At 34.0% G+C, this 24,219-nt stretch carries 23 protein-coding genes; 11 read left to right on the top strand and 12 right to left on the bottom strand.

Translation table 11 applies throughout. The annotated features are described in order from the left end of the window. Positions 1–18: 18 nt before the first annotated feature. Entirely contained in the window at positions 19–2,085 is a 2,067-nt protein-coding gene (locus tag AC4PRO_RS14130; RefSeq protein ID WP_492117779.1) for a M1 family metallopeptidase, read from the top strand. Between the two features lie 59 nt (positions 2,086–2,144). On the opposite strand, the gene AC4PRO_RS14125 is transcribed toward AC4PRO_RS14130, so the two are convergent. After that, a complete protein-coding gene (locus AC4PRO_RS14125) occupies positions 2,145–2,666 on the bottom strand; it encodes a DUF7935 family protein (protein WP_492117778.1) in 522 nt (173 codons plus the stop codon). Positions 2,667–2,804: 138 nt separating this feature from the next. On the opposite strand from AC4PRO_RS14125, the gene AC4PRO_RS14120 reads away from it, so the two are divergent. The 3 genes from AC4PRO_RS14120 (at position 2,805) to AC4PRO_RS14110 (ending at position 6,718) form a co-directional block, all read left to right on the top strand. Then, a complete protein-coding gene (locus AC4PRO_RS14120) occupies positions 2,805–3,572 on the top strand; it encodes a sulfite exporter TauE/SafE family protein (protein WP_074723617.1) in 768 nt (255 codons plus the stop codon). 111 nt (positions 3,573–3,683) lie between these two features. Continuing rightward, positions 3,684–6,017 carry an ATP-dependent helicase gene (locus AC4PRO_RS14115; RefSeq protein ID WP_074723616.1) on the top strand — a complete coding sequence of 778 codons (2,334 nt, stop codon included), beginning with the start codon at positions 3,684–3,686 and terminating at the stop codon, positions 6,015–6,017. An 80-nt stretch (positions 6,018–6,097) separates the two neighbouring features. Next, a complete protein-coding gene (locus AC4PRO_RS14110) occupies positions 6,098–6,718 on the top strand; it encodes an L-threonylcarbamoyladenylate synthase (RefSeq protein ID WP_074723615.1) in 621 nt (206 codons plus the stop codon). A gap of 256 nt (positions 6,719–6,974) precedes the next feature. Here AC4PRO_RS14110 and AC4PRO_RS14105 read toward each other — a convergent pair whose 3' ends face one another. From AC4PRO_RS14105 to AC4PRO_RS14095, 3 genes are all read right to left on the bottom strand, one after another. Then, positions 6,975–7,808, bottom strand: a complete 834-nt coding sequence (locus AC4PRO_RS14105) for an OmpA/MotB family protein (protein WP_074723614.1) — start codon at positions 7,806–7,808, stop codon at positions 6,975–6,977. Between the two features lie 72 nt (positions 7,809–7,880). Next, the gene (locus AC4PRO_RS14100; protein ID WP_492117777.1) at positions 7,881–8,867 is read right to left on the bottom strand and encodes a glycosyltransferase family 2 protein; all 987 of its coding nucleotides are present in this window, start codon (positions 8,865–8,867) and stop codon (positions 7,881–7,883) included. A gap of 9 nt (positions 8,868–8,876) precedes the next feature. Beyond that, positions 8,877–9,323, bottom strand: coding sequence for a type I restriction enzyme HsdR N-terminal domain-containing protein (locus tag AC4PRO_RS14095; protein ID WP_492117776.1), 447 nt, complete (start codon positions 9,321–9,323; stop codon positions 8,877–8,879). Positions 9,324–9,417: 94 nt separating this feature from the next. On the opposite strand from AC4PRO_RS14095, the gene holA reads away from it, so the two are divergent. Genes holA through ettA form a run of 3 tightly spaced genes read left to right on the top strand, consistent with a single transcriptional unit; the run spans position 9,418 to position 12,388 of the window. After that, positions 9,418–10,422: a DNA polymerase III subunit delta gene (holA, locus tag AC4PRO_RS14090; protein ID WP_074723611.1), complete on the top strand. Its 1,005-nt coding sequence runs from the start codon at positions 9,418–9,420 to the stop codon at positions 10,420–10,422. A 45-nt stretch (positions 10,423–10,467) separates the two neighbouring features. Beyond that, complete coding sequence (locus AC4PRO_RS14085; protein ID WP_074723610.1) at positions 10,468–10,650, top strand: CAL67264 family membrane protein; 183 nt, start codon at positions 10,468–10,470, stop codon at positions 10,648–10,650. A 43-nt stretch (positions 10,651–10,693) separates the two neighbouring features. Next, a complete protein-coding gene (gene ettA / locus AC4PRO_RS14080; protein WP_492117775.1) occupies positions 10,694–12,388 on the top strand; it encodes an energy-dependent translational throttle protein EttA in 1,695 nt (564 codons plus the stop codon). Between the two features lie 244 nt (positions 12,389–12,632). Here ettA and AC4PRO_RS14075 read toward each other — a convergent pair whose 3' ends face one another. The 3 genes from AC4PRO_RS14075 to AC4PRO_RS14065 all read right to left on the bottom strand — a co-directional run bounded on the left by AC4PRO_RS14075 (position 12,633) and on the right by AC4PRO_RS14065 (position 15,492). Next, on the bottom strand, positions 12,633–12,761 hold the full coding sequence (locus tag AC4PRO_RS14075; protein ID WP_492117774.1) for a hypothetical protein: 129 nt from the start codon (positions 12,759–12,761) through the stop codon (positions 12,633–12,635). Between the two features lie 74 nt (positions 12,762–12,835). Continuing rightward, entirely contained in the window at positions 12,836–13,252 is a 417-nt protein-coding gene (locus AC4PRO_RS14070) for a thiol-disulfide oxidoreductase DCC family protein (protein ID WP_492117773.1), read from the bottom strand. 71 nt (positions 13,253–13,323) lie between these two features. Continuing rightward, the gene (locus AC4PRO_RS14065) at positions 13,324–15,492 is read right to left on the bottom strand and encodes an endonuclease MutS2 (RefSeq protein ID WP_492117772.1); all 2,169 of its coding nucleotides are present in this window, start codon (positions 15,490–15,492) and stop codon (positions 13,324–13,326) included. 217 nt (positions 15,493–15,709) lie between these two features. Here AC4PRO_RS14065 and AC4PRO_RS14060 point away from each other — a divergent pair, with 217 nt between their 5' ends. Continuing rightward, positions 15,710–16,402, top strand: coding sequence for a uracil-DNA glycosylase (locus AC4PRO_RS14060; RefSeq protein WP_074723606.1), 693 nt, complete (start codon positions 15,710–15,712; stop codon positions 16,400–16,402). Between the two features lie 512 nt (positions 16,403–16,914). Here AC4PRO_RS14060 and AC4PRO_RS14055 read toward each other — a convergent pair. The 5 genes from AC4PRO_RS14055 to porX all read right to left on the bottom strand — a co-directional run bounded on the left by AC4PRO_RS14055 (position 16,915) and on the right by porX (position 21,278). After that, positions 16,915–17,289 (bottom strand): DUF4258 domain-containing protein, encoded by a 375-nt coding sequence (locus AC4PRO_RS14055; protein WP_074723605.1) that lies wholly within the window; start codon positions 17,287–17,289, stop codon positions 16,915–16,917. 35 nt (positions 17,290–17,324) lie between these two features. After that, positions 17,325–18,524 (bottom strand): alanine dehydrogenase, encoded by a 1,200-nt coding sequence (locus AC4PRO_RS14050; RefSeq protein WP_074723604.1) that lies wholly within the window; start codon positions 18,522–18,524, stop codon positions 17,325–17,327. Between the two features lie 97 nt (positions 18,525–18,621). After that, positions 18,622–19,092, bottom strand: a complete 471-nt coding sequence (locus AC4PRO_RS14045) for a GNAT family N-acetyltransferase (RefSeq protein ID WP_074723603.1) — start codon at positions 19,090–19,092, stop codon at positions 18,622–18,624. A 213-nt stretch (positions 19,093–19,305) separates the two neighbouring features. Next, entirely contained in the window at positions 19,306–19,713 is a 408-nt protein-coding gene (gene tsaE / locus AC4PRO_RS14040; RefSeq protein WP_074723737.1) for a tRNA (adenosine(37)-N6)-threonylcarbamoyltransferase complex ATPase subunit type 1 TsaE, read from the bottom strand. Positions 19,714–19,724: 11 nt separating this feature from the next. Further along, positions 19,725–21,278: a T9SS response regulator signal transducer PorX gene (gene porX, locus AC4PRO_RS14035; RefSeq protein ID WP_074723602.1), complete on the bottom strand. Its 1,554-nt coding sequence runs from the start codon at positions 21,276–21,278 to the stop codon at positions 19,725–19,727. Positions 21,279–21,969: 691 nt separating this feature from the next. Here porX and AC4PRO_RS14030 point away from each other — a divergent pair. The 3 genes from AC4PRO_RS14030 to AC4PRO_RS14020 are packed head-to-tail and all read left to right on the top strand — an operon-like array spanning position 21,970 to position 23,928. Next, positions 21,970–22,983 (top strand): hypothetical protein, encoded by a 1,014-nt coding sequence (locus AC4PRO_RS14030; RefSeq protein WP_492117771.1) that lies wholly within the window; start codon positions 21,970–21,972, stop codon positions 22,981–22,983. A 3-nt stretch (positions 22,984–22,986) separates the two neighbouring features. After that, positions 22,987–23,346 carry a hypothetical protein gene (locus tag AC4PRO_RS14025; RefSeq protein WP_492117770.1) on the top strand — a complete coding sequence of 120 codons (360 nt, stop codon included), beginning with the start codon at positions 22,987–22,989 and terminating at the stop codon, positions 23,344–23,346. Beyond that, complete coding sequence (locus tag AC4PRO_RS14020; protein WP_492117769.1) at positions 23,347–23,928, top strand: hypothetical protein; 582 nt, start codon at positions 23,347–23,349, stop codon at positions 23,926–23,928. Positions 23,929–24,219 lie beyond the last annotated feature (291 nt).

The following is a 24,219-nucleotide window of genomic DNA, read 5'->3' as shown; positions in this document are numbered from 1 at the left end:
CTTATTAAATTTTATCGAATGAAATACCTGTTTCTTTTACTCTCTTCGTTAGCTTTCGCCCAACAAACTAAATTTGTTGATTTCAAATCGGTTTCGGGTCAATTAACTTTAGCTGCAAAAGACAAATCTGTTGCAGGTGCGGTACATTATAGTTTGGAGGTGCTAAAGCCAATTGACACCATAAAAATTGATGCACAAAACATGAGTTTTATCGATGTGAAACTGAATGATAAAGTGGTCTCTTTTATAAATACAACTAAGCAACTGCAAATCATTTTTCCGTTCAAAAAAGGCAAAAATGAAATCAGTTTTATATATAAAGCGATACCAAAACAGGCTTTGTATTTTGTTGGTTCTGAATCTGCAGATGATTTGCAAATCTGGACGCAGGGACAAGGAAGATATACCAGCAATTGGTTTCCGAGTTTTGATGATGTTAATGAAAAAATGATTTTTAATATTAACCTCGCTTATAATCAGGAATATCAGGCTATTTCAAACGGAATGCTGACCAATAAAACGACCAGCCACAATATGACTTTATGGCAATATAAGATGGAAAAGCCCATGAGTTCTTATCTGCTGATGCTTGCCATTGGCAAATTTGATAAGCATACGGAGAAAACAAAATATGGAACTGAATTAGAATTGTACCTGGAGCATATGGATGCAGACAGGTATGAACCGACCTACCGATATTCCGTTCGAATGTTTGATTTTCTGGAGAAAGAAATAGGAGTGAAGTATCCATGGAAAGTGTATAAGCAAATTCCGGTGCGTGATTTTCTCTATGCTGGAATGGAAAACACTTCGGCTACCTTATTTTCTAGTCGCTATGTAGTCGATTCTACTGGCTTCGAAGACCGCAATTATACCAATGTTAATGCACACGAATTGGCGCATCAGTGGTTCGGTGATTTAATCACGGCCGAAAGCGGTAAACACCATTGGCTACAGGAAGGCTTTGCGACTTACTATGCCTCACTTGCAGAACGAGAAATCTACGGGGATGATTATTTCTATTCCAAATTATATGAAACAGCACAACAAATCAAATATGCGTCCAGAACAGATACAATTCCGATTCTAAATGAAAAAGCAAGTTCCTTAAGTTTTTATCAAAAAGGAGCTTGGGCACTATTCGTTTTACATGAAGCAATAGGTGATAAAGCATTCAAAAAAGCAGTACGTAATTACTTAGAGAAATATTCATTCCAAACTGTAAAAACGCAAGATTTCTTTGATGAAGTAAATAAAGTTTCTAATTTTGATACCAATAAGTTTAGTAAAGTATGGCTTGAATCTACTGTATTTAGTACAGAGAAAGCCAATGATTTATTAAATAAAAACAAAACTACTCAGTTATTACTTGAATTGGATAAAATTAAGAAAAAGCCATTATCAGAAAAAGCAGTATTTATGGCTGATATTCTTCAGTCACACGTATATTATACGGTGAAAGAAGCAGTTGTGAATCAGCTGAAAAACGAAAATTTTGAAGCTAAAAACCAGCTATTGGAGCTGGCTTTGGCGACTAACGATGTGCAAGTTCGTCAGGCTGTCGCCACTACAAATTCAATAATCCCCGAAGATTTCAGAAAGCAATATGAACGTTTATTGAACGATAAATCATATCAAACGCAGGAAATAGCTTTATTTTATTTATGGAATAATTTTCCCGAAGAACGTTTTGTTTACTTGGAATTATCAAAAGACTGGATTGGTTTTAATGATTATAATCTAAGAACATTATGGCTGTCGCAAGCACTTTCCACTCCAGGATATGAGGCAAACAAAACAGCTTTGATCGCAGAATTAATCAATTATTCATCACCCAATTACGAGGCAATCACACGTCAAAAAGCTTTGGAAAAACTAATCGGTTTTCAATTGATTAATGATGCTGTTTTAAAGAATTTGGTCAATGCGACCACGCATCACATGTGGCAGTTTTCTAAATTTGGAAGAGACAATATTAGAAAATTATTAAAAGATAAGGAAATGGTACTTTCGTTTGAAAGAATACTGCCTCAACTCGATGAAAAAGAACAATTCCAGTTGAATAGGCTTTTAAAAGAATTGTAGTTTCTTTTAAAAGCCTAACTTTAATGACTTTATTTGAATAACTATAAAGGTTCTAAAAACTACCATAATTCCCCAACCTCATTCTTAATAAATGCCAATGCAGCACTACTTGGAGATGGCTTTTCCAATAAATCACTAATAACTGCTTCTCGTAAACCATCAGCATTCATTACTTTTTCATTTTTAGCGGCTAAACGGATCATTTGGATGGTTGCATTTTTTGCGGTAACAATAATAGACCAGCATTTGGCTGAAATATAGATTTGTTGCGCTAAATTATGTTCAAACTCTTGTTCAATTTGTGCTATAACAAAATTGCGATATTCATCTTTATCTTGTGAAACAGGTGTAATTCTCACCATCAATTGAGAGGGATTAATGCGCTCCATTAACAAAGTCATACGTTCGTAAGCCTGTAACCGAATTGGTAGTATTGCTTGTTGATTGTCTTTTTGTAACAACCAACGTCTAGTGTTTTGTTGGTCTTTAAAATGCGCATTAAATAAATAGTAGGCAACAGCGCCAGTAATTAATGATGGAATAGTGTAAGCTAATATTTCGATGATATTTATAGAATTCATGTTGATTTAAATTTTGTCAAGCAAAAATATACTTTTTGATTTAATTTCTCCTTATTTATAGTGCAATTTACAATGGCGAGTACTATTTTTGCGAAAAAAATATAGCTAAATTTTTCGCTTGCTGAATTAGAAATATAAATGGAAACATACATTATTGTTTTACTTTGCGTTGCTGCTTTTGCTGCTGGATTTATTGATGCGATTGTTGGTGGAGGAGGTTTAATTCAGACTCCTGCAGGTTTGATATTACTACCTAATTTACCAGTTTCCACCGTTATTGGAACCTTAAAAATACCCGCTTTTAGTGGAACTTCATTTGCAGCATACCAATACCTAAAAAAGGTCACGATGAATTGGCGTTTATTATTGATTATGGTTGGTGTTGCGATGCCCTCAGCTTTTGCAGGTTCTATGTTATTGACTTACATGAGTAATGATTTTATGAAACCGCTTTTACTGTTTATTCTTTCATTATTAGCTATTTATACCTACGCTAAGAAAAATTTTGGACAGCATGTTGCTAAAAATCTATCGGAGCGAACTCAAATATTAAATGCTATCGTGATTAGTTTTATCGTTGGGTTTTATGACGGTTTTATTGGCCCAGGCACAGGAAGTTTTTTTGTAGTAGCCTTCATTGCTTTGATGGGTTTTGATTTTCTTCACGCTTCTGCGAATGCTAAAATGGTCAATCTCGCGACTAATTTTGGATCTATTTGTTTGTTTATGTTAAAAGGGAAGATAATTTGGGCAATTGCCTTACCAATGGCTGCCAGTAATGCTTTAGGTGGATGGCTAGGGGCGAAACTGGCGATTACAAAAGGAAATGGCTTCATCCGAATATTCTTTTTGGTTGTTGTTGTTGGGACACTAATTCGGTTTGCTTACGATGTGTTTTTCAAATAAGCCACGATAAACTTTAAGTGCATCGTTTGGATTTTTGAAGTCTTAATCAAAAGAAATGAAATCCGTTTTTTAATTCTTAAATTCTTATTTTTGCATAAATAGATAATTTCCATGCAAAAATACATTTCCCAACTTAACGAAGCACAACGCGAACCCGTATTGCAAAAAGACGGCCCTATGATTATTATCGCTGGTGCCGGTTCAGGTAAAACCCGTGTTTTGACGATACGTATTGCTTATTTGATGCATCAAGGAGTGGATGCATTTAATATTTTGTCGCTGACTTTTACCAATAAGGCAGCACGCGAAATGAAAAAGCGTATTTCTGACATTGTAGGGTCCAGTGAAGCAAAGAATCTTTGGATGGGAACGTTTCACTCTGTATTTGCCAGAATTCTACGATCGGAAGCGCATCTGTTAGGATATCCTTCTAATTTTACGATATATGATTCCCAGGATTCACTTCGTGCTATTTCTGGAATTATCAAAGAAATGCAATTGGATCGAGATGTTTACAAACCCAAACAGGTTTTAGGGAGAATTTCTAACTTTAAAAATAGTTTGATTACCGTAAAAGCGTATTTCAATGATCGTGATTTACAAGAAGCGGACGCAATGTCTAAAAAACCTCGTATGGGGGAATTGTATCAAAATTATGTAGAGAAATGTTTCAAGTCTGGAGCGATGGATTTTGATGATTTATTATTAAAAACGAATGAATTGTTGACTCGTTTTCCGGAAGTTTTGGCGAAGTACCAAAACCGTTTCCGTTATATTCTGGTAGATGAGTACCAGGATACAAATCATTCCCAATATTTGATTGTTAGAGCATTATCAGATAAGTTTCAAAATATATGCGTGGTAGGTGATGATGCGCAAAGTATTTATGCGTTTCGTGGTGCCAATATCAATAACATCTTGAACTTCCAGAAGGATTATGAAGGAGTAAAAACCTTTCGTTTAGAACAAAATTACCGTTCGACAAAAAATATTGTGGAAGCAGCAAATACAATTATTGATAAAAATAAAACCAAACTGGATAAAATTGTTTGGACGGCTAATGATTTTGGACCTAAAATAAAAGTGCACCGCAGTATGACCGATGCCGAAGAAGGTCGTTTTGTTGCTGGAACAATTTTCGAGCAAAAGATGCAAAATCAAATGAATAATGGCGATTTTGCAATCTTATACCGCACCAATGCACAATCCCGCGCGATGGAAGACGCATTGAGAAAAAGAGATATTCCGTATCGAATTTATGGTGGTTTGTCTTTTTACCAAAGAAAAGAAATAAAAGATGTATTGTGTTATTTGCGATTGGTAATCAATCCAAAGGATGAAGAAGCATTAATGCGCGTGATTAATTATCCAGCACGAGGGATAGGAAATACTACGATCGAAAAATTGATGGTTGCTGCTAATCATTATAAAAGATCCATCTTTGAGGTGATGCAAAATATTGACAAAATTGACTTGAAACTGAATTCGGGAACTAAACAAAAACTATTGGATTTTGTTACCATGATTCAAAGTTTTCAGGTGATAAATGAAAATCAAGATGCTTTTTATCTGACGGATCATGTTTCTAAAAAAACAGGATTGGTTCAGGAATTAAAGAAAGATGCTACTCCTGAAGGAATGGCTAAAGTTCAGAATATAGAAGAATTATTAAACGGAATCAAAGACTTTACCGAAGGACAGAAAGAAATTGATGGTGCTCGTGGCGCCTTAGCTGAATTCATGGAAGATGTGGCTTTGGCGACAGATCTCGACAAAGATACCAGTGACGAAGACCGTGTGGCATTGATGACAATACATTTGGCTAAAGGGCTTGAATTTCCTCATGTTTTTGTTGTGGGAATGGAAGAAGACCTGTTTCCAAGTGCCATGAGTATGAGCACCAGAAGTGAACTGGAGGAAGAACGACGCTTGTTCTATGTGGCGCTGACACGTGCAGAACATCAAGCCTATTTAACCTATGCGCAATCGCGATACCGCTGGGGTAAATTGACAGATAGTGAACCCTCTCGTTTTATTGAAGAAATAGACGGGCAATATTTAGAATACCTAACGCCTGCAGAAAATAATTATCGTTACAAACCGATGATTGACAGCGATATTTTTGGTGATGTGGATAAATCCAAATTGCGTTTGGCTAAACCGGCTAATGGAACACCTCCGCAACAAATCAAAGGAAACACAGCCAACTCTGAAATAAATATTCGTAAATTGAAGCCTGTGGCGGGAAAATCCATGTCGGGAGGATCTAATTTATTTGACAACAAATTAGTTACTGGAAACATTGTGATGCACGAACGTTTTGGAAAAGGAGAAGTGTTAAATATAGATGGAGTGGGCGCGGATAAAAAAGCTGAGATCAAATTTGATGTCGGTGGCATAAAAAAATTATTATTGCGTTTTGCAAAATTGGATATAATCGGATAATTTTTTTTAAAGTTTATAGTTGTTGATATAACGAACTTTAGACTTTAGACTTTACATTTTAAAACTTTAAACAAAAAAAAATGGCTCAATTTATAAAAATATACCCAGACAAACCAAACGAAGCGGCTATAGCCAAAGTAGTAAAGGTTTTAAAAGATGGTGGTTTAGTTATTTATCCAACTGATACGGTGTATGGGTTGGGGTGCGATATCACAAATACAAAAGCATTAGAACGAATTGCTAAGATAAAAGGGATTAAGTTAGACAAAGCTAATTTTTCATTCATTTGCCATGACTTAAGCAACATTTCTGATTATGTAAGGCAAATAGATACGGCTACTTTTAAACTTTTAAAAAGAGCTTTACCTGGGCCATATACTTTTATTTTACCAGGCAATAATAATTTACCTAAAGAATTTAAGAAGAAAACAACGGTTGGAATACGTGTACCCGATAATTCCATCGCTTTGGAAATTGTTCGTCAATTAGGAAATCCTATCGTTTCCACATCTATTCACGATGAAGACGATGTGATCGAATATACCACAGATCCTGAACTTATTTTTGAAAAATGGCAGAATTTGGTTGATATGGTAATCGACGGTGGTTATGGAGATAATGTAGGTTCTACGATAATAGATCTATCAGGTGAGGAGCCAATAGTGCTGCGTGAAGGAAAAGGAAGTCTGGATATTTTATAGTACAATTTAATTTTGGCAAAATATTTGATTATATAATAATAATATTTATATTCGCAAACAACATTTTGTAAGATATTAAAGCATGTACTTCTTAATTAATATTTAATTGGTTATTAAAAAAAGATTGAGAATACATAAAAGCAGGTCGAAAGACCTGCTTTTTCTTTAAAAAAAAGCATAAAAAAAACGTTCCATATTTCGGAACGTTTTTCTTTTTCTGTACTTTGAATTACAAACTACCTTATGAAATTCAAAACTATTTTTTTGTGTTTTTCATTTCTTTCTCGATCATTTCGTAGAATTGATCAATTTTTGGTAAAACAACGATACGAGTTCTTCTGTTACGTGCTTTGTTTTCAGCAGTGTCATTTGCTACTAGTGGAATGTAAGAGCTTCTACCTGCAGCAATTAATTGTGCTGGGTTAACACCTAATTCATTCGTTAATACACGAATAATTGATGTAGAACGTTTCACACTTAAATCCCAGTTGTCAAGTAATATATTATTACCTATGTAAGGAACATTGTCAGTATGACCTTCAACCATACATTCGAAATCTGGTTTGTCATTTACTACTTTAGCAACTTTCGCTAAAATTCCTTTTGCTTGATCAGTTACATTATAACTACCGCTTTTGAATAATAATTTATCGGCAATAGAAATAAATACAACTCCTTTTTCAACATTAATTTCGATATCTGGATCACTGAATCCTACTGATCTTTTTAGACTTGTAACCAAAGCAAGTGTAACACTGTCTTTTTTAGTTAACGCATCTTGCATTCTCGTAATTTTTAAATCTTTTTCTTTGATAGACTCTAAAGCTTTTTCAATGTTTTCTGCACCTTTAGTAGTCAATACAGTCATATCTTTGGAAGTACTAATCAACGTTTGGTTGTGTTCTTTTAAACCAGCAACTGTAGCCGTTAGACCCGCTTTGTCTTCTAAGCAAGTATTTAATTTTACAGTACAACTATTTAATAAATCTTGAGTCTCCTTGTTTCTCGCCTCTAAATCGGTGTATTTCTTCTTAGAAACACAAGACGTTAAAAGGGCTAATACGGATAAGGCAATTACAATTTTTTTCATAAATTTAATGTTTAGTGAATTACAAAAATAGTTTTAATAAAGTTAATAAAATATACAATTTAATGTTAAAAATCATCTCACAAAGACCTTGCCAGAAATTATATAGTATTGGTAAACGATGCTTTTGCTGGTATAGTATTTCTTCATCTGAAAATCTCCTCTTTTCTTGTAAGTTACTAAAAATAAAGTATAAAAAGAATAATGAGCTTTAAGAATTGCTGAAAAATGAGAAAATTTTCCTTGAAAAATAAATTGCATTCCTGCAATTCCATCTAAAATCATTCGGCTAAATAAAACACCAAACAAGTTTTCTTTGGGAACGTTTTTGGTTAACATTAGTAATGAATTTCTGAAATTCAAATAGGTTTTCTTTGGATTTCCCAATTGTAGGGTGGCTCCGCCCACGTGATACACTACCGATTTGTAATTATATTTTATAGAATATCCCTTATTTATGGCTCGCCAACACAGGTCGATCTCCTCCTGATGAGCAAAAAAATCATCGTCAAATCCGTGTAGTTCTTTGTAGACATAGCTTCGAATAAAAAAACAAGCTCCTGAAGCCCAAAATATCTCTCTTTCATCATCATATTGTCCTTCGTCTTCTTCGATAGTTTCAAAGAGACGTCCCCGACAATAGGGATACCCATATTTATCGATGAAACCACCTGCTGCTCCAGCATATTCAAAGTACTTTTTATTCTTAAAATCTAATATTTTAGGTTGTACAATAGCAGTTTGAGGTTCATTTTTAAAAGTATCTATTATAGGTGCTAACCAGTTTTGTGTAACTTCTATGTCCGAATTAACCAAAGCATATATTTCAGCATCAATGTGTTTCAGTGCTTCATTATATCCCTGTGCAAAACCAAAATTATCGGTGTTTTTGACAATTTTCACAGTAGGGTAGTGCCTTTGTACAAAAGAGATGGACTCATCTGTAGAAGCATTATCTGCGACATAAATAGTGGCTTCTGGGGAAAACGCTAGTATCGAAGGTAAAAATTGCTCTAATAATTGGACACCATTCCAATTAAGGATAACGACTGCTATATTCATTTTGATTATTTAGATAGTATATTCAGGGAGTTCGAGCAGAAATTGGTATTTCTCATTTTCGAAATCCATTTGGCAAAAGTAATGATTCATTCCGTTGGTTACCATCAAATATTCTGCTTTCATAGTCATGTTGTAGCGGGCAATTTGGTCAAAGGTAGCTTGGGCAATTTTTATTTCGGGAGCTTTGCATTCGATTAAGACACAGATTGAGCCATCCGAGTTAAAGACTACAACGTCATATCTTTTTCGTAATCCGTTGACTTTAAGAACTTTTTCTACGTTAATCAGAGATTTAGGATATTTTTTTTCTTCCAATAAAAAACGAACAACATGCTGACGTACCCATTCCTCTGGTGTGAGAACGATAAATTTTTTCCTGATTTCGTCAAAAATAGACACTTTATTTTCGCTATTTTTGAAGCGGAAAGTATAAGAAGAAAAATCCAGTTGCTGCATCAGGCAAAAATAATTAAAATGTTTAAAGTTTACCGTTTAAAGTTATCGTTATTTGTAACATTGTGACTGAATACTGTAACTAAATACTGAAAAAATGGACGAGGTTATAAAAATTCTGAATGATATAAAAAGCGGGGACATCAAACCGATTTATTTTTTGATGGGTGAAGAACCGTACTATATTGATATCGTATCAGACTACATTGAAAAAAATGTCTTGTCTGAAGAGGAAAAAGGATTCAATCAAACCGTTTTGTACGGTAGAGATGTTTCTATTGAGGATATCATTTCTACAGCCAAACGTTATCCAATGATGGCGGAACGTCAGGTAGTGATTGTAAAAGAAGCACAAGATTTGAGTCGTACTATTGATAAACTGGAAAACTATGCAGATAATCCAATGCCTTCTACCGTTTTAGTGATTTGTTACAAATACAAAACATTGGATAAACGTAAAAAAGTAACTAAGGTACTGGGGAAAAATGGTTTGGTTTACGAAAGCAAAAAGTTATATGAGAACCAAGTTGGAGATTGGATCAAACGAATATTAGCTAGTAAAAAATATACGATTGAACCCAAGGCCAATGCTATGCTTGTGGAATTTTTGGGAACAAACTTGGGGAAAATAAACAATGAGTTGGAGAAGTTGCAAATTATATTACCTAAAGGAAGCATAATCACTCCTAAAGATATCGAAGAAAATATTGGGTTCAGTAAAGACTTTAATGTATTTGAACTTCGCAAAGCAATTGGAGAAAGGAACCAACTTAAAGCGTATACCATTGCAGCAAATTTTGCGAACAATCCGAAAGAGAATCCAATGGTCGTAACTACTAGTCTGGTTTTTGGTTTTTTTATCCAATTATTGAAATACCACGGGCTGAAAGACAGAAACCCGAAAAATGTCGCAGCAGTTATTGGAGTCAATCCTTTTTTTCTAAAAGAATACGATGTGGCACTTAAAAATTACCCTATGAAAAAGGTAAGTCAAATTGTGGCTTCCTTACGGGATATCGATGTAAAAAGCAAAGGAGTAGGGGCTAGTTCGATGTCAAATTCAGACTTGCTACGAGAAATGCTGTATAATATATTCAATTAGCAGTTAAATTCACGATATTTGCATTTTAAAAAACAGTCTTTAATTATGGGAATGAATAAGAATACCGTCTTAGGATGGGCTACTTTTATAATGATAGTAATGGGTGTACTCTTAATAGGTCTTGGTGCTTTTAGATATAGTGATGTTTCCGGATGGGGATTTGCTGCTGTTGGCGTTGGGTTCTTAGCAAATGCTTGGGTATTTAGCTCCCTCAAAGGGAGACTGTAAAAAATGTTTTAAATATTGAATTTTAAATTAAAAATAATAAAAAATGGCAGACGATAAGAAAGTAATATTCTCAATGTCAAAGTTGAGTAAAACCTATCAAGGAGCAGATAAGCCTGTTCTTAAAAATATCTATTTGAGTTTCTTTTATGGAGCTAAAATTGGTATTTTAGGACTAAATGGTTCAGGTAAATCATCCTTATTAAAAATTATCGCTGGTACGGATAAAAACTATCAGGGAGATGTTGTTTTTGCACCGGGGTATACGGTTGGTTATTTAGAACAAGAACCCATTTTGGATGATAGCAAAACAGTGATCGAAATTGTTCGTGAAGGTGTTGCTGAAACTATGGCTGTATTGGAGGAATTCAACCAAATCAATGATAGTTTTGGTCTTCCAGAAGTTTATGAAGATGCAGAAAAAATGGAGAAACTCATGGATCGTCAAGCTTTGTTACAAGACAAAATTGATGCATTAGGGGCATGGGAAATTGATACAAAATTAGAAATTGCAATGGATGCTTTGCGCACTCCTGATGCAGATACACCTATAAAGAACCTTTCTGGAGGGGAACGTCGTCGTGTGGCTTTATGCCGTTTATTATTGCAACAACCAGATGTATTGCTCCTTGATGAGCCTACCAATCACTTGGATGCAGAGAGTGTATTATGGTTAGAACAACATTTAGCGCAATATGCAGGAACAGTTATCGCTGTAACGCACGATAGGTACTTTTTGGATAATGTTGCCGGTTGGATTTTAGAGTTGGATAGAGGAGAAGGGATACCGTGGAAAGGAAACTATTCTTCTTGGTTAGAGCAAAAGTCAGGACGTATGGCACTTGAAGAAAAAGTAGCTTCAAAACGTAGAAAAAACTTAGAACGTGAGTTGGACTGGGTTCGCCAAGGTGCTAAAGGACGCCAAACGAAACAGAAAGCACGTTTACAGAACTACGATAAAATGCTTAATGAAGATCAAAAAGAATTAGACGAAAAATTAGAAATTTATATTCCTAATGGACCACGTTTAGGTACTAATGTAATCGAAGCCAAAGGCGTTTCTAAAGCCTATGGGGATAAATTATTATACGATAATTTAAACTTTACATTACCACAAGCCGGAATAGTTGGGATTATAGGGCCTAACGGTGCTGGTAAATCTACTATTTTTAGAATGATAATGGGAGAAGAAAAACCAGATGCTGGTGAATTTGTAATTGGTGATACAGTTAAGATTGCCTATGTCGATCAAGCGCACTCTAATATAAATCCTGATAAATCTATTTGGGAAAACTTCTGTGATGGTCAAGAATTAATTATGATGGGAGGACGTCAAGTGAATTCTCGTGCGTATTTAAGCCGTTTTAACTTTGGAGGAAGTGATCAAAACAAAAAAGTTTCAACACTTTCTGGTGGAGAGCGTAACCGCTTACATCTTGCTATGACTTTGAAAGAAGAAGGTAACGTTTTGCTACTAGATGAGCCTACCAATGACTTAGATATTAATACGCTACGTGCTTTAGAGGAAGGTCTTGATAATTTTGCAGGTTGTGCAGTGGTAATTTCGCATGACAGATGGTTCTTAGATAGAATTTGTACGCACATTCTTGCCTTTGAAGGAAACTCTGATGTGTATTATTTTGAAGGTGGTTTCTCTGAATACGAAGAAAACAAGAAAAAACGTTTAGGTGGGGATTTAACTCCAAAACGTTTGAAATACAGAAAACTAATTAGAAGTTAATTCTAGTTTTTACACAACAATAAAAAGGATGCCCATTTCGGCATCCTTTTTTTTGGTTTCAAATTATAGTTAAGACGATGTTGTTAAAACAGCCACCCAATTTGTAGTCTATTTTAAAAGAGGAAAGTACCTACTGCGCTCCATATTTAGATACAAGAGTACTTCTAAAAACCACACACGAAAGTATGAGATTTGAGGTACCTCGATTTATCTATCCTTAAATGGCTTAAAAGCAATCCTAATCTTATTTCTTTTTCTTGTCATTATTCATTAATAATATTACAGATGTGATTATTGCGAGGACAACAAATCCAAAGACAAAAACAATAATAAACGAACCATTATCCCAATTTACAAGTGCTATATTTTTCATACTAAATTTTTTTATAAATCAAAAATATAAATTTTGTCACTGAAACAATATGATAAAAATCATTAAATAATATTTTATGTTAAAAATTTTGATTTTAACTCCGGTGTAGGAATCATACAACTCTCTTTTTTGCCAAACCATTTGTATCTGTTTCTAGCAACCCAATCGTATATCAAGTCGCTTAATGAGCTTGGCAAAATTTTAAAAACACCCAGTAAACTATAAAAAGAACCAAGCTGAGAAGCAATTTCTAAAGCCGCTTCCGATTTGTGGTAATAAGCAATTCCAGGCTTGTATAGAATGATACTGTCCATTTTTTTGGAGTCAATCCCAATATGGTTACTAATCTTTTTCCCTAAATCAGACTGCAAAGCTACAAACCGGAAGAGGTCTTTTTTATCGTGTTTTATGATAAATTGTACTGCCGAATTGCACAAATTACAGACGCCATCAAAGAGGATTATTTTTTTTTCTTTAGGTAGTTTTTGCATTTTTTTTTATTGTGAGGCCAAAATAGTTTCTAAAACCGACTAAACGCTGATCACTTCAATCTGAATATTATTTATTTCTTCTTCATCGCTTCCACCAACTCTAGTTCGTCTAAACTAACTTTTGACGTAAACATGCCGTAATTTACAGTTGCTTTATTTTTTTCTATGGTATCAATACTTCCTACTGCTTTTCCTTCCAGCATTCGTACACGATCACCTATTCTTAAAATAGCCTTGACTTTTTCGATAACAGGTTTCAATTTCTTTTCCTTCTTTTCTTTCCTGATTTCCTCTACATGTACAGTAACTTCTGCAATGACTTCTTTCTTCTTGGCTACAATAGCTTTGGCTTCTTTTGGCGTTGCTTTCTTGCGTTTTGAATTTTCAATTTCGATGATTTTTAAAAACTCACCAATAAGGTCTTTTTTACTTTTGTTATTAAAATATTTTTCGGCAATGTCTTCAATTTTCTGACCTATGTAAATGGTCTTTTGATTGCTGTCATATAATTCCTGATAGCTTTCTAGTTTTTGCTTGATTTTGACATTGATTGTTTCCATTTTCTTTCCTTCCTCGCGCGCTTTAGTTTCTTCTTCCTTTAGCGTTTGTGAGGTCTTTTCCATCTTAGAACGCTCCTTTTGCAAGGTGGCAATAGTTTTATCAAATCGTACTTTTCCAACTTCAATTTTCTTCTTGGCACGATTGATCAGACTAAACGGAATTCCGTTTTTCAATGCTACTTCAAAAGTAAAGGAACTTCCCGCTTGACCCAAAGCTAATTTATACATGGGTTCCAATGACTTTTCATCAAACATCATATTAGCATTAGTCGCAAATGGCAACTCATTGGCCAAAATTTTTAAATTCGAATAGTGCGTTGTTATGATTCCAAAAGCTTCTCGATGGTAGAATTCTTCGAGGAAAGTTTCTGCCAAAGCACCACCCAATTCTGGGTCGGAACCAGTACCAAATTCATCAATCAGGAACATTGTTTTCTTGTTGCATTTCTTCAAGAAGTAGTTCATGTTCTTTAGTCGGTAACTGTATGTACTCAGATGATTTTCAATGGATTGATTGTCTCCAATATCTGTAAGTATTCTATCGAATAAAAAAGTCTCTGAGCGTTCATGAACTGGAATCAACATTCCGGACTGCAACATCAATTGGAGCAACCCAACCGTTTTTAAAGAGATTGTTTTTCCTCCAGCATTCGGTCCAGAAATTACAATGATTCTGTTTTCCTGTTGCAGTTCAATAGTTTGCGGATGCGTAATTTCTTTTTTCTGTTTGTTGTTCAGATACAAAATAGGATGGTAGGCATCTCTAAAATAAAGACGGCGATTGTCCGTAATTTGAGGCATGATACCATTGATTCGGTTAGCATATTTTGCTTTAGCGGCAATAACATCAATGTCACTAAGGAAATCCTGGTATTGAATTAACAACGGTAAAAACGGACGGATATCATTCGATAATTGTTTTAAAATACGAGTGATTTCTTCGGTTTCTTCATATTCTAAATTACTTAATTCACGAGAATATTTCAGTGTGGTCTCCGGTTCGATATAAGCGATGCTTCCTGTTTTCGAACTTCCCAGTATTGATCCTTTGACTTTACGACGGTACATGGCTAAAACAGCCAAAACCCTGCGATTTTGAACAAAACTTTCTTTAATATCATCAAGATAACCTAAACTGTTGTATTGCGTCAGTGCAACACCAAAACTTTGGTTGACTTTACCACGAATTACGTTTATGTCTCTGCGAATATTCAATAAATCAGGAGATGCATTGTCTTTTATTTCACCGTATTTATCTACGATCGCATCAACGGAGCTGATAATTTCTTTGGTGAGATCCACTTGGGAGGCTCTGGTATTTAAATGCGGGTAATAGTCATCGAATTTTTTGAAATAATTCAATAAAAAATTAACCGTTGAAGATAAGGTTGCAATTTTTCTAAAACTTCCCACTTCTAGAAAACTATCTTCAATCGCCAGAAATTTAATTTCGTGGCTTATGGCATCAAAACCATGATTGGGAATCGCATTGTTATTTTGAAAGGAAGAGACATATTCAGATGTTTGCATCAAAGCTTGCATCAAAGTTTCTTTGTCTTTAAAAGGGGTTATTTCTAAGGCTTTTTGTTTTCCAATGTCTGTGTTACAGATGGTCGAAATGGTTTCGAGTACAGTTGGGAATTGTAAATCTTGTAATGTTTTTTCGGTAATGGATATCATTCTTTTTTCTAAATTGCAATGAAGCAAAGTTACAAAGATTCTGTGTTAAATCAGACTATCACTTAGTGTACTTTATGATATATCTATAGTTGAATTCTATTTTACTCTCTTTGGTAATGAAATAAAACAAAAATGGAGAAACAATCGACATTTTGTTATGCTAATTTAGGAAATGACTTCGTAATCTTACTGTATATTTGCGCAACAACTTTACATTATGAAAATCAATCTTGATCCCAAGTGGCAGGCTATTTTAACAGACGAAATTCAGAAACCTTATTTTCATGAATTAATGAAAAATGTAGATGAAGAATACAAGCTTCATACTTGTTATCCCCCAAATGAGTTGATTTTTGCGGCTTTTAACTATTGTAGTTTCAAAGAGGTAAAAGTCGTGATCATAGGTCAGGATCCCTATCACGGTAAAGGCGAGGCTAATGGCTTGGCTTTTTCTGTAAACGATGGGGTACGTATTCCGCCTTCGCTACGAAATATTTTCAGGGAAATAAGTGATGAATTAGAAACCTTATTTTTACCATCATCAGGTAATTTAGAGTCGTGGGCAAAGCAGGGTGTTTTATTGTTGAACGCTTCGCTAACGGTAAGGGAAGATACGCCAAACAGTCATAAACATTTAAAATGGAACGTTTTCACGGATGCCGTAATTCAAAAGATTTCGGAGGGTAAGGAACAGGTGGTGTTTTTACTTTGGGGTAATTTTGCGCATAAAAAAGGACTTAAAATAGACCGAAGCAAACATTTAGTTTTAGAGTCGGGACATCCGTCGCCGATGAGTGCAAATCAGGGAAAGTGGTTTGGGAATAAGCATTTCAGTAAAACAAATTCCTATTTGAAGGCAAGTGGTAAAACCGAAATTGATTGGATTTTCAATAATGGGAGTCTTTTTTAATAACTCGAATTTTTAAAACAAATAGAAACATAGGTTTTTCTACTTCTAATACTGCTTCTAAATATAGCATAACCCAAATAATAAAAGCCTTCTATTCTATTTTATAAACTATAGCACCTAGTTTGTCACGCTAAAAGCGTCGTAGGATAAGTACGCAACTTTGCTGAGACGCTTCCAGCGTGACAAATAGTACGACTGATTGTTATGCCAAACACAAGTACAGTATAGTCCGAACTAATTTTTGTCACATAGAGCGGAGTCGAGATGCAATAGTGGTTCTCGACTCCGCTCGAACTGACAATTGGACTGTTTTATAATTAGCATAGGTATTATCTAGACGACATGGCACTATAATATCTATCATTAGTATCATTCTCGCGTGAGGGATTGAAGCTTGCTACCGAAGTAGCGCGTAAAGCCCGACAGCATATAAAAATAGGGCTCATTACCGCAAAGTAATGAGCCCTATTTTTATATGGTGGCACGTCTAAATAATGAAACTGACTGCTATTTTATTTCTTAATAATTTCTTCCAGAATAGCTTTGTCCTCGCGATTGCTTACTTTCAATATGATTTCTTGGTTTTTAGTAGTTTTCCCTTCAATCACGTAAAGTTTAGCTTTGTGAAATTCAGTATTGCTATTATCAAAATCAATATCTCCAAACTCTAATGTGTTTTTAATGTCGATAGTGTCAATCCATTTTTCGGCTAAAACTTGAGAGGCTTTTTCAGAATATTCAAATGGTTTATTCCTTAAATCATTTAAAACTCTGGCATTAGGAAAATAATTACAACGGGTATCTTTTCCGCTAAATACAAGAGAAACAAAAAATATACCTATAACTAACCCCACTAAATAGTAGGCAAAACGATGGAAAAACTTCATGAATTATTTTTTTGCAAAGATAACGGAAAGTTTACTTAAAATACAATTAAATTGATATCGTTATTAGGCAAATCAAACCAATCGCCAATGACTTTATTCGTCAGGATTCCGTGGTAAAAGTAGACTCCGTGCTTTAATCCAATATCACAGCGAATAGCACTTTCCAGTCCGCCATCTTCGGCAATTTGCATTAAGAAAGGAGAAATAATATTACTGATTCCCAGCGAAGCCGTTTTTGAATAACGTGAAGGAATATTGGGAACACAATAATGCACTACATTACTTTTAATGAAGGTCGGCTTTTCATGAGACGTAACCTCTGAGGATTCAAAACACCCTCCTGTATCAATGCTGACATCGACAATTACTGCACCTCTTTTCATATGTTCTACCATGGTTTCAGTAACTACTACCGGACAGCGTTCAATACCCGTCATCGCTCCAATGGCAACATCACACCGTCGTAATGCCTTAAGTAACGATTTAGATTGTATAGTGGAGGTAAAAATACGTTGATTCAGGTTATTTTGCAGTCGGCGTAGTTTTGTGATGGAATTATCAAAAACTTTTACGCTTGCCCCTAATCCAAGGGCGGTTTTAGCAGCAAATTCTCCCACTGTTCCTGCACCTAAAATAACGACATCTGTTGGGGGAACTCCAGTTATATTTCCAAATAGTAGCCCTTTTCCGAATTCATTTGTAATCATAAGTTCAGCCGCAATTAATATCGAGGCAGTTCCTGCAATTTCACTAGAAGATCGTACAGCAGGGTAGCTGCCGTCTTCATCTTTTATATATTCAAATGCTAAAGCAGTTATCTTTTTTTTGCTCAAGGCTTCAAAATAACTTTTCTGCATCGTTTTTAATTGAATCGACGAGATTAGAATAGTCTGATTGTTCATCATAGCAATCTCAGCAAGAGTAGGAGGGCCAACTTTCAAAATCATTGGACAGCTAAATACTTTGGCTGTATCTTTTGTCACTTCTGCACCAGCATCGCTATATTCTTTATCAGAATAACTAGAACTTTCACCGGCTCCTGATTCTATCATTACACGGTGTCCGTTGAAAGACAAGGAATTAACAGCATCTGGAGTAAGGCAAATACGACGTTCCTGATAACTCGTTTCTTTGGGAATACCAATAAAAAGATCGCTTTTTTTTCTGGCTACCTCGAGTTTTTCTTCTTGTGGTAATAATTGTTGTTTAGTAAAAGGAGTGAGTGCTATTGACATTGATAAAGTGATTATTAGAGGTAAAATTACGCAAAAAGATTAAAAAAAGTTCCTTTCTGCAGGTATAAATATTCAAAATAAAACAATCTACAGTTCCTTATATTCGTTTTTCCATTTTAATATCGGCTCTTTCATAAACGCCATCTTCTAAAGGTATTTCCTTAAATCCATATTTTTCATACAGTCCAATTGCAGTAGCCAGTTTTCTGTTAGAGTATATAATAATCTTTTCAAGATGCTTTTCTCCGGCGGCTTTGATGCAATGTTCCATCAGTTTTTTTCCTATTCCCAGGCCTTGCAAACCATCAGTAACGGCCATTTTACTCAATTCAAATTCTGTATCATTCATTTTTATCAATGAAACGGTACCTACAATGACATCATTGTATTTAGCATAAAATATCATTCCGCCTTTGTCAATGATTTCTTCCTGAGGATTAGAAAGTACTCGCTCGTCTTTGGGTTCTATTTTAAAATATTTAGTAAGCCATTCTATATTTAATGTTTTTATCGGTTCCTTTAAATCAGAAGAAAAAGGGATAATTACAACTGTATTCTCTGCGTTCATGATAGATTTTATTGGTCTCAAATAGAGTTTAAAACTATGTACTTTCAGTGCATCTCGCTTTAGCTTCTAAAAAATGTTAACTTCGCAGATTGGCAAATTTAAAATAATTGATTTGAGATAATTTTGCGAATCTGCGGTAAATATTAGCAATACAACATGCAGACTTTAAGTCTGACAATCAAATCTATGGACTTTAAGTCCATAGTGGTTTAGTTAGCTCAATTCTAACAAACGTTTGCCACCGGCGATTTCCTTTATAGTGATAACAGAATGGGAATCGGGGATTAGGTTTGGGATATTTTCGGCCCATTCGATAAAACACCAATTTCCAGAGTAAAGGTATTCATCTACTCCCATGTCTAATGCTTCTGTTTCAGTTTTTAAACGATAGAAATCAAAATGATAAACAGTCTTATTATCGACAGTATGATATTCGTTTACTAAAGAAAAGGTTGGACTGCTAGTTGCTTCCGTAACGCCTAGTTCTTTGGCTAATTGTTTGATAAAAGTAGTTTTGCCAGCACCCATATCTCCGTGAAAAAGAATCACTTTATTCGGGTTTTTAGCAACAATCTTGCGTGCTGTCTTTTCGATTTCATCTAATGAAAAAGTAATTTCCATGGTCATATTTCTTACTTTGGATTAAAGATCAAAAACGGAATAATCATTTCTTCTAATGAAATTCCACCGTGCTGATAGGTATTTTTATAATAACTTACATAATGATTGTAATTATTTACATAAGCCAAAAACAAATCATTTTTTGCAAAAATATAAGAACTACTCATATTAATGGCAGGTAAGCCTATTTTTTTTGGTTCTTTGACAGCATATACGTCTTTGTACTCATAGGTAAGACTACGTCCTGTTTTGTAACGCAAATTAAGACTCGTATTTTTATCCCCTACGACTTTCGACGGGTTTTTTACATTTATTGTTCCATGATCTGTGGTTAAAATCAATTTGAAACCAAGTTTTTGAGCCTGTTGGATGATTTCTAACAGCGGAGAGTTCTTGAACCAACTCAAGGTCAACGAGCGATACGCTTTATCATCTGAAGCGAGTTCTTTTACCACGTCCATTTCTGTTTTAGCATGCGATAACATATCAACAAAATTATACACCACAGTAACTAAGTCGTTGTCTTTTAATCCTTTAAAATTTTCCACCAGTTTTTTACCAGCGGCCAAATTGGTGATCTTGAAATAATCTTCTTTAATATTCAGTCCTAATCGTTTTAACTGTGCCGATAAAAACTCTGCTTCGTACAGGTTTTTACCGCCTTCTTCGGGGTCATTTTTCCAGTACTGCGGAAACTGTTTTTCCATTTCTAATGGTGTTAAACCAGAGAAAATAGCGTTTCTAGCATATTGGGTTGCCGTGGGAAGAATAGAGAAGTACGGTACTTCTTTTTCCACTTTATAATAGTTAGACACTTCGCTCTCAAAGGTTTTCCACTGGTCGTAGCGCAAATTATCGATGACTACAAACAAAATGGGTTTGTCTTTTTTTACGATTTCAGGAACGACTAATTCCCTGAATAAAGTATGTGATTGAATAGGTTTGTCCGCTTTTGGTAAAAACCAATCTTCATAATTGCGTTCGATGAATTTTCCAAACTGCGAATTGGCTTCGGCTTTTTGAGACTCTAAAATTTCAATCATCCCATGATCGTTGATATTCTCCAGATTAAGTTCCCAAAAAATCAACTTCTTGTACAACTCCACCCAGTCTTCATAGGAATTCACCATCGCCATTTCCATAGAAATTTTTCGGAATTCTTTTTGGTAATCCAAGGTCGTTTTTTGCGAAATCAAGCGGGAGTGATCTAAGTTCTTTTTTAAACTCAATAAAATCTGATTGGGATTCACCGGTTTAATCAAGTAATCAGCAATTTTAGAACCTATCGCTTCCTCCATGATATACTCCTCCTCACTTTTGGTGATCATAATCATCGGAACGGCTGATTTTTTCTCTTTCATCTCAGAGAGCGTTTCCAGACCACTCATGCCAGGCATGTTTTCATCCAGGAAAACGATGTCAAAATTCTCGTTATCAAATATATCTATGGCGTCGCGACCGTTATTGCAGGTCGTAACACTGTAATTTTTCTTTTCCAGGAACAATATGTGGGGTTTTAAATAATCGATTTCATCATCTACCCAAAGTATTTTTATCTTATCCATATATTTATAAATCGTATTTGTCTTTTTGTTTTATAGCCAATCCAAAGAATGAGTTGGCGTACAATTAATTATTATCCTTAAACGCAATTAACGCCCGTTCATTGTGCCAATTTACAGCTTTTTGAAGCGCTAATTTCCTAATATTATGATAAAATTTCTTGATAAAAGGAGTAGTGGAGCGAAGCCCTTGGAAAAAGCAATATAACGGCTACAGTCATATTACTAGCGGCTGAAGGTTAAGAATCATGGCGTGCCCTTCGTGATTGCTGCGTTACACTTCGCTAATCACTTCGGTCGGGCTATACGTTGCAATCTTTATTATTTTAAATAAAAAATAATAAAGGATTTCCACTTCTATCCCTCACGCAGCCTCGATACCGTCAATTAATATTGTTTTATAACAGGAATCGCACTAAAAGTCATAATTGATACTTTATAATTTGTTATAGATGTTAATAACTCTTTCTGTTCTTTCAGATAAAATATCCTACATTTGAAAACCACGAAAAACAAAATTAATCCACAACAAGAAGATGTAGCACATTTGTTTTTGTTGTGGGTCTTTATGTCTTAGAGAAAGAGAGAATTTTAATAAAAAGAGGTATATAGTTGATGTTATATACAAGTTGGCAGAAACCGTGAAAAAACCGCAGAAATACTATATAACCAAAAGACAAATTACTACAAATTAATGAGTAAGAAAAATAAAAAATATCACTCTATAAGAAATAATTACCAGAAAAAAAGAAGAACAAAAAATTGGATAAAAAACAAGTTAAATAATATACAATTACGTTACGATAATTTGCAAAAACAAATTGAAAACTCGAAAAAGACTATTATTAATTATCCTTCTCCACAGAAATTTTCTTTTATCAATAATACTAATGAGGTTTTAACTTATTTTAATGATGTGAGAGACTACATAAAGCAAAAGGAATCAGTAAATTTAGATATTTCAGATATTACAGAATTGACACCCGAAACAATTACGTTGTTAATGGCTAAATTAAGTGAAAAAGAAAGTAGGAAAGTTATTTTACATGGTAACGCACCAAAAGACCCAATACTTAAAAAAATGTTTGTCGAATCAGGGATTTACAATTTTGTAAATAGTCGAGGAAAGAAACAAGTTTCTCAAAAAAATAAACTTTGGAAACATTCAACAAATAATGAAGTAAGAGGTGAAATGACTGCAGAAGCAATAAAAGCTTGCAAAGAATTGTTTAAACAAAAAGGAATAAATTACGATACTGATAATTTGTATAATCTACTTGTTGAAGCAATGTCAAACACTATGAATCATGCTGACGGAAAAATATCAAATTTAGATTGGTGGTTATACTACTATTTAGATGAAGAAAATAATACTTTAAAATTTAGCTTTATTGATTTAGGTATTGGCATATTTAAAAGTGCAAGTTTTGATACTTATAAAAATTATATGAAGCATCTTTATAAAGGCAATCTTTTATTAGTTAAACCCTTTTTAGAAGGTAAAATAATTTCTTCGAGAAAAACAGATAAAGAAATTAGTGGAAAAGGTGTTCAGCAAATTATCGATTGTGCAAAACTTCATGAATTTAAAAAATTTATCATCATAAGCAATGATGTAAAAATTGATGTTAAATCTCAAGAAGGTGAGGAATTAAGTGATAACTTTGAGGGTACTTTTATATATTTTGAAATATCAAGTAATAATTAGAAAATGGAAATTAAATATAGAATAAATATTGCAGAAGAATTTTCGGCATATCCAGCAGGTAGATTCCGTTCAGAAGGTGACACTTCAGGCGAAGCCTTTTTGTTAGACCACTTGTTAGGTAAACTAATTGTATCAATAATTGAGAATTGTCTTCTAGAAATTAACTTAAACGGGATGAATGGATATCCTTCATCATTTATTTCAGGTTCTTTCGGTAAAATAACTTTTGAACTTGGTAAAATTATGGGGCAAAAAAAAGCTTCTGAATTAGTTAGAAAACATATTATACTAAAATGTGAAGATAGTTCTTCAAGAGCAAAAGCAATAGAAGATGAAATCAATAATCCAATTTCGAAAAGATAAATGAAAAAAATCCCTTGGAAATTTATTGTAATCATCATCTTAACAATTATTGTTAGTTTAGTAATTGGAATTGGTATACAATCAAAATGTAATATTGAAATAGATAATAAAATTAGATATTCTGAAATCCTAAATTGGATAACAACTGTATTTATAGGTTTTATGGTTGGATTTGTTTTTAAAAATCAATTTGAAAATAATAAAATTGTAAAAGGATACCTTTTAGACGATGTAAATAAAATTTCTCAAGAATTAATAACATTAAAAAATTATTGTTTTTCTTTTAAAAGCACTAATTGTTTTAATGAAGAACAGAGAAAAGAAATAAATTCAAAAATGAATTTAATTGATAAAAAAATCAATGTTTTTAGTGAGTTTTTAGAAGAATGTTATAATAGTAAACATATAGAAATTAAAACTAATCTTGTGAATTCTTATAATAGTTTAAATAAGAAAATCACAGGAGATGAATTTTACGAAAAAGATGTATCTAACAAATATTTTGATGATGTAGTTACTGAATCTGCAAAATTTGAAAGTGAATTAAGAAAATTGACTTTAAAAATCATAAAATCGTTATAAATAAAACGGCATCTGCCAACAGCCGTTTGCCAAGATTGGGGATTTAGTGGAATTAGCGTTTTTTTACTACATTTACGTTCAGCCGAAAATACTCGGCTTCGAAAGTCCCCAACCTCGGCAAGCGCCAAGACGTCAGGCTGTGAAAAAACTCCGTTTTTGAATTAATTACCGCAAAATCTATCGTTGTATAACTCAATATAGACACTCTAAGCAGGCTTATTTTTTATGCTGCAATTGCTAGGTTCAGCCCGAATAAGTCGTTAAAAAGCCTTAAATAAACCCTTTTAAAAA

It is taken from the genome of Flavobacterium sp. DW-iso2, assembly GCF_058725285.1.
This window is presented reverse-complemented; position numbering and strand designations above follow the sequence as displayed.

Bases quoted from the DNA above. Each gene is read 5' to 3' on its own strand.
- AC4PRO_RS14060 (WP_074723606.1), top strand. From the start codon at position 15,710: ATGAAAATCAATCTTGATCCCAAGTGGCAGGCTATTTTAACAGACGAA.
- porX (WP_074723602.1), bottom strand. From the start codon at position 21,278: ATGGATAAGATAAAAATACTTTGGGTAGATGATGAAATCGATTATTTA.
- ettA (WP_492117775.1), top strand. From the start codon at position 10,694: ATGGCAGACGATAAGAAAGTAATATTCTCAATGTCAAAGTTGAGTAAA.
- AC4PRO_RS14095 (WP_492117776.1), bottom strand. From the start codon at position 9,323: ATGCAGCAACTGGATTTTTCTTCTTATACTTTCCGCTTCAAAAATAGC.
- AC4PRO_RS14045 (WP_074723603.1), bottom strand. From the start codon at position 19,092: ATGAACGCAGAGAATACAGTTGTAATTATCCCTTTTTCTTCTGATTTA.
- AC4PRO_RS14115 (WP_074723616.1), top strand. From the start codon at position 3,684: ATGCAAAAATACATTTCCCAACTTAACGAAGCACAACGCGAACCCGTA.
- AC4PRO_RS14105 (WP_074723614.1), bottom strand. From the start codon at position 7,808: ATGAAAAAAATTGTAATTGCCTTATCCGTATTAGCCCTTTTAACGTCT.
- holA (WP_074723611.1), top strand. From the start codon at position 9,418: ATGGACGAGGTTATAAAAATTCTGAATGATATAAAAAGCGGGGACATC.
- AC4PRO_RS14070 (WP_492117773.1), bottom strand. From the start codon at position 13,252: ATGCAAAAACTACCTAAAGAAAAAAAAATAATCCTCTTTGATGGCGTC.
- AC4PRO_RS14025 (WP_492117770.1), top strand. From the start codon at position 22,987: ATGGAAATTAAATATAGAATAAATATTGCAGAAGAATTTTCGGCATAT.
- tsaE (WP_074723737.1), bottom strand. From the start codon at position 19,713: ATGGAAATTACTTTTTCATTAGATGAAATCGAAAAGACAGCACGCAAG.
- AC4PRO_RS14050 (WP_074723604.1), bottom strand. From the start codon at position 18,524: ATGTCAATAGCACTCACTCCTTTTACTAAACAACAATTATTACCACAA.
- AC4PRO_RS14125 (WP_492117778.1), bottom strand. From the start codon at position 2,666: ATGAATTCTATAAATATCATCGAAATATTAGCTTACACTATTCCATCA.
- AC4PRO_RS14130 (WP_492117779.1), top strand. From the start codon at position 19: ATGAAATACCTGTTTCTTTTACTCTCTTCGTTAGCTTTCGCCCAACAA.
- AC4PRO_RS14065 (WP_492117772.1), bottom strand. From the start codon at position 15,492: ATGATATCCATTACCGAAAAAACATTACAAGATTTACAATTCCCAACT.
- AC4PRO_RS14075 (WP_492117774.1), bottom strand. From the start codon at position 12,761: ATGAAAAATATAGCACTTGTAAATTGGGATAATGGTTCGTTTATTATT.
- AC4PRO_RS14120 (WP_074723617.1), top strand. From the start codon at position 2,805: ATGGAAACATACATTATTGTTTTACTTTGCGTTGCTGCTTTTGCTGCT.
- AC4PRO_RS14110 (WP_074723615.1), top strand. From the start codon at position 6,098: ATGGCTCAATTTATAAAAATATACCCAGACAAACCAAACGAAGCGGCT.
- AC4PRO_RS14020 (WP_492117769.1), top strand. From the start codon at position 23,347: ATGAAAAAAATCCCTTGGAAATTTATTGTAATCATCATCTTAACAATT.
- AC4PRO_RS14030 (WP_492117771.1), top strand. From the start codon at position 21,970: ATGAGTAAGAAAAATAAAAAATATCACTCTATAAGAAATAATTACCAG.
- AC4PRO_RS14100 (WP_492117777.1), bottom strand. From the start codon at position 8,867: ATGAATATAGCAGTCGTTATCCTTAATTGGAATGGTGTCCAATTATTA.
- AC4PRO_RS14085 (WP_074723610.1), top strand. From the start codon at position 10,468: ATGGGAATGAATAAGAATACCGTCTTAGGATGGGCTACTTTTATAATG.
- AC4PRO_RS14055 (WP_074723605.1), bottom strand. From the start codon at position 17,289: ATGAAGTTTTTCCATCGTTTTGCCTACTATTTAGTGGGGTTAGTTATA.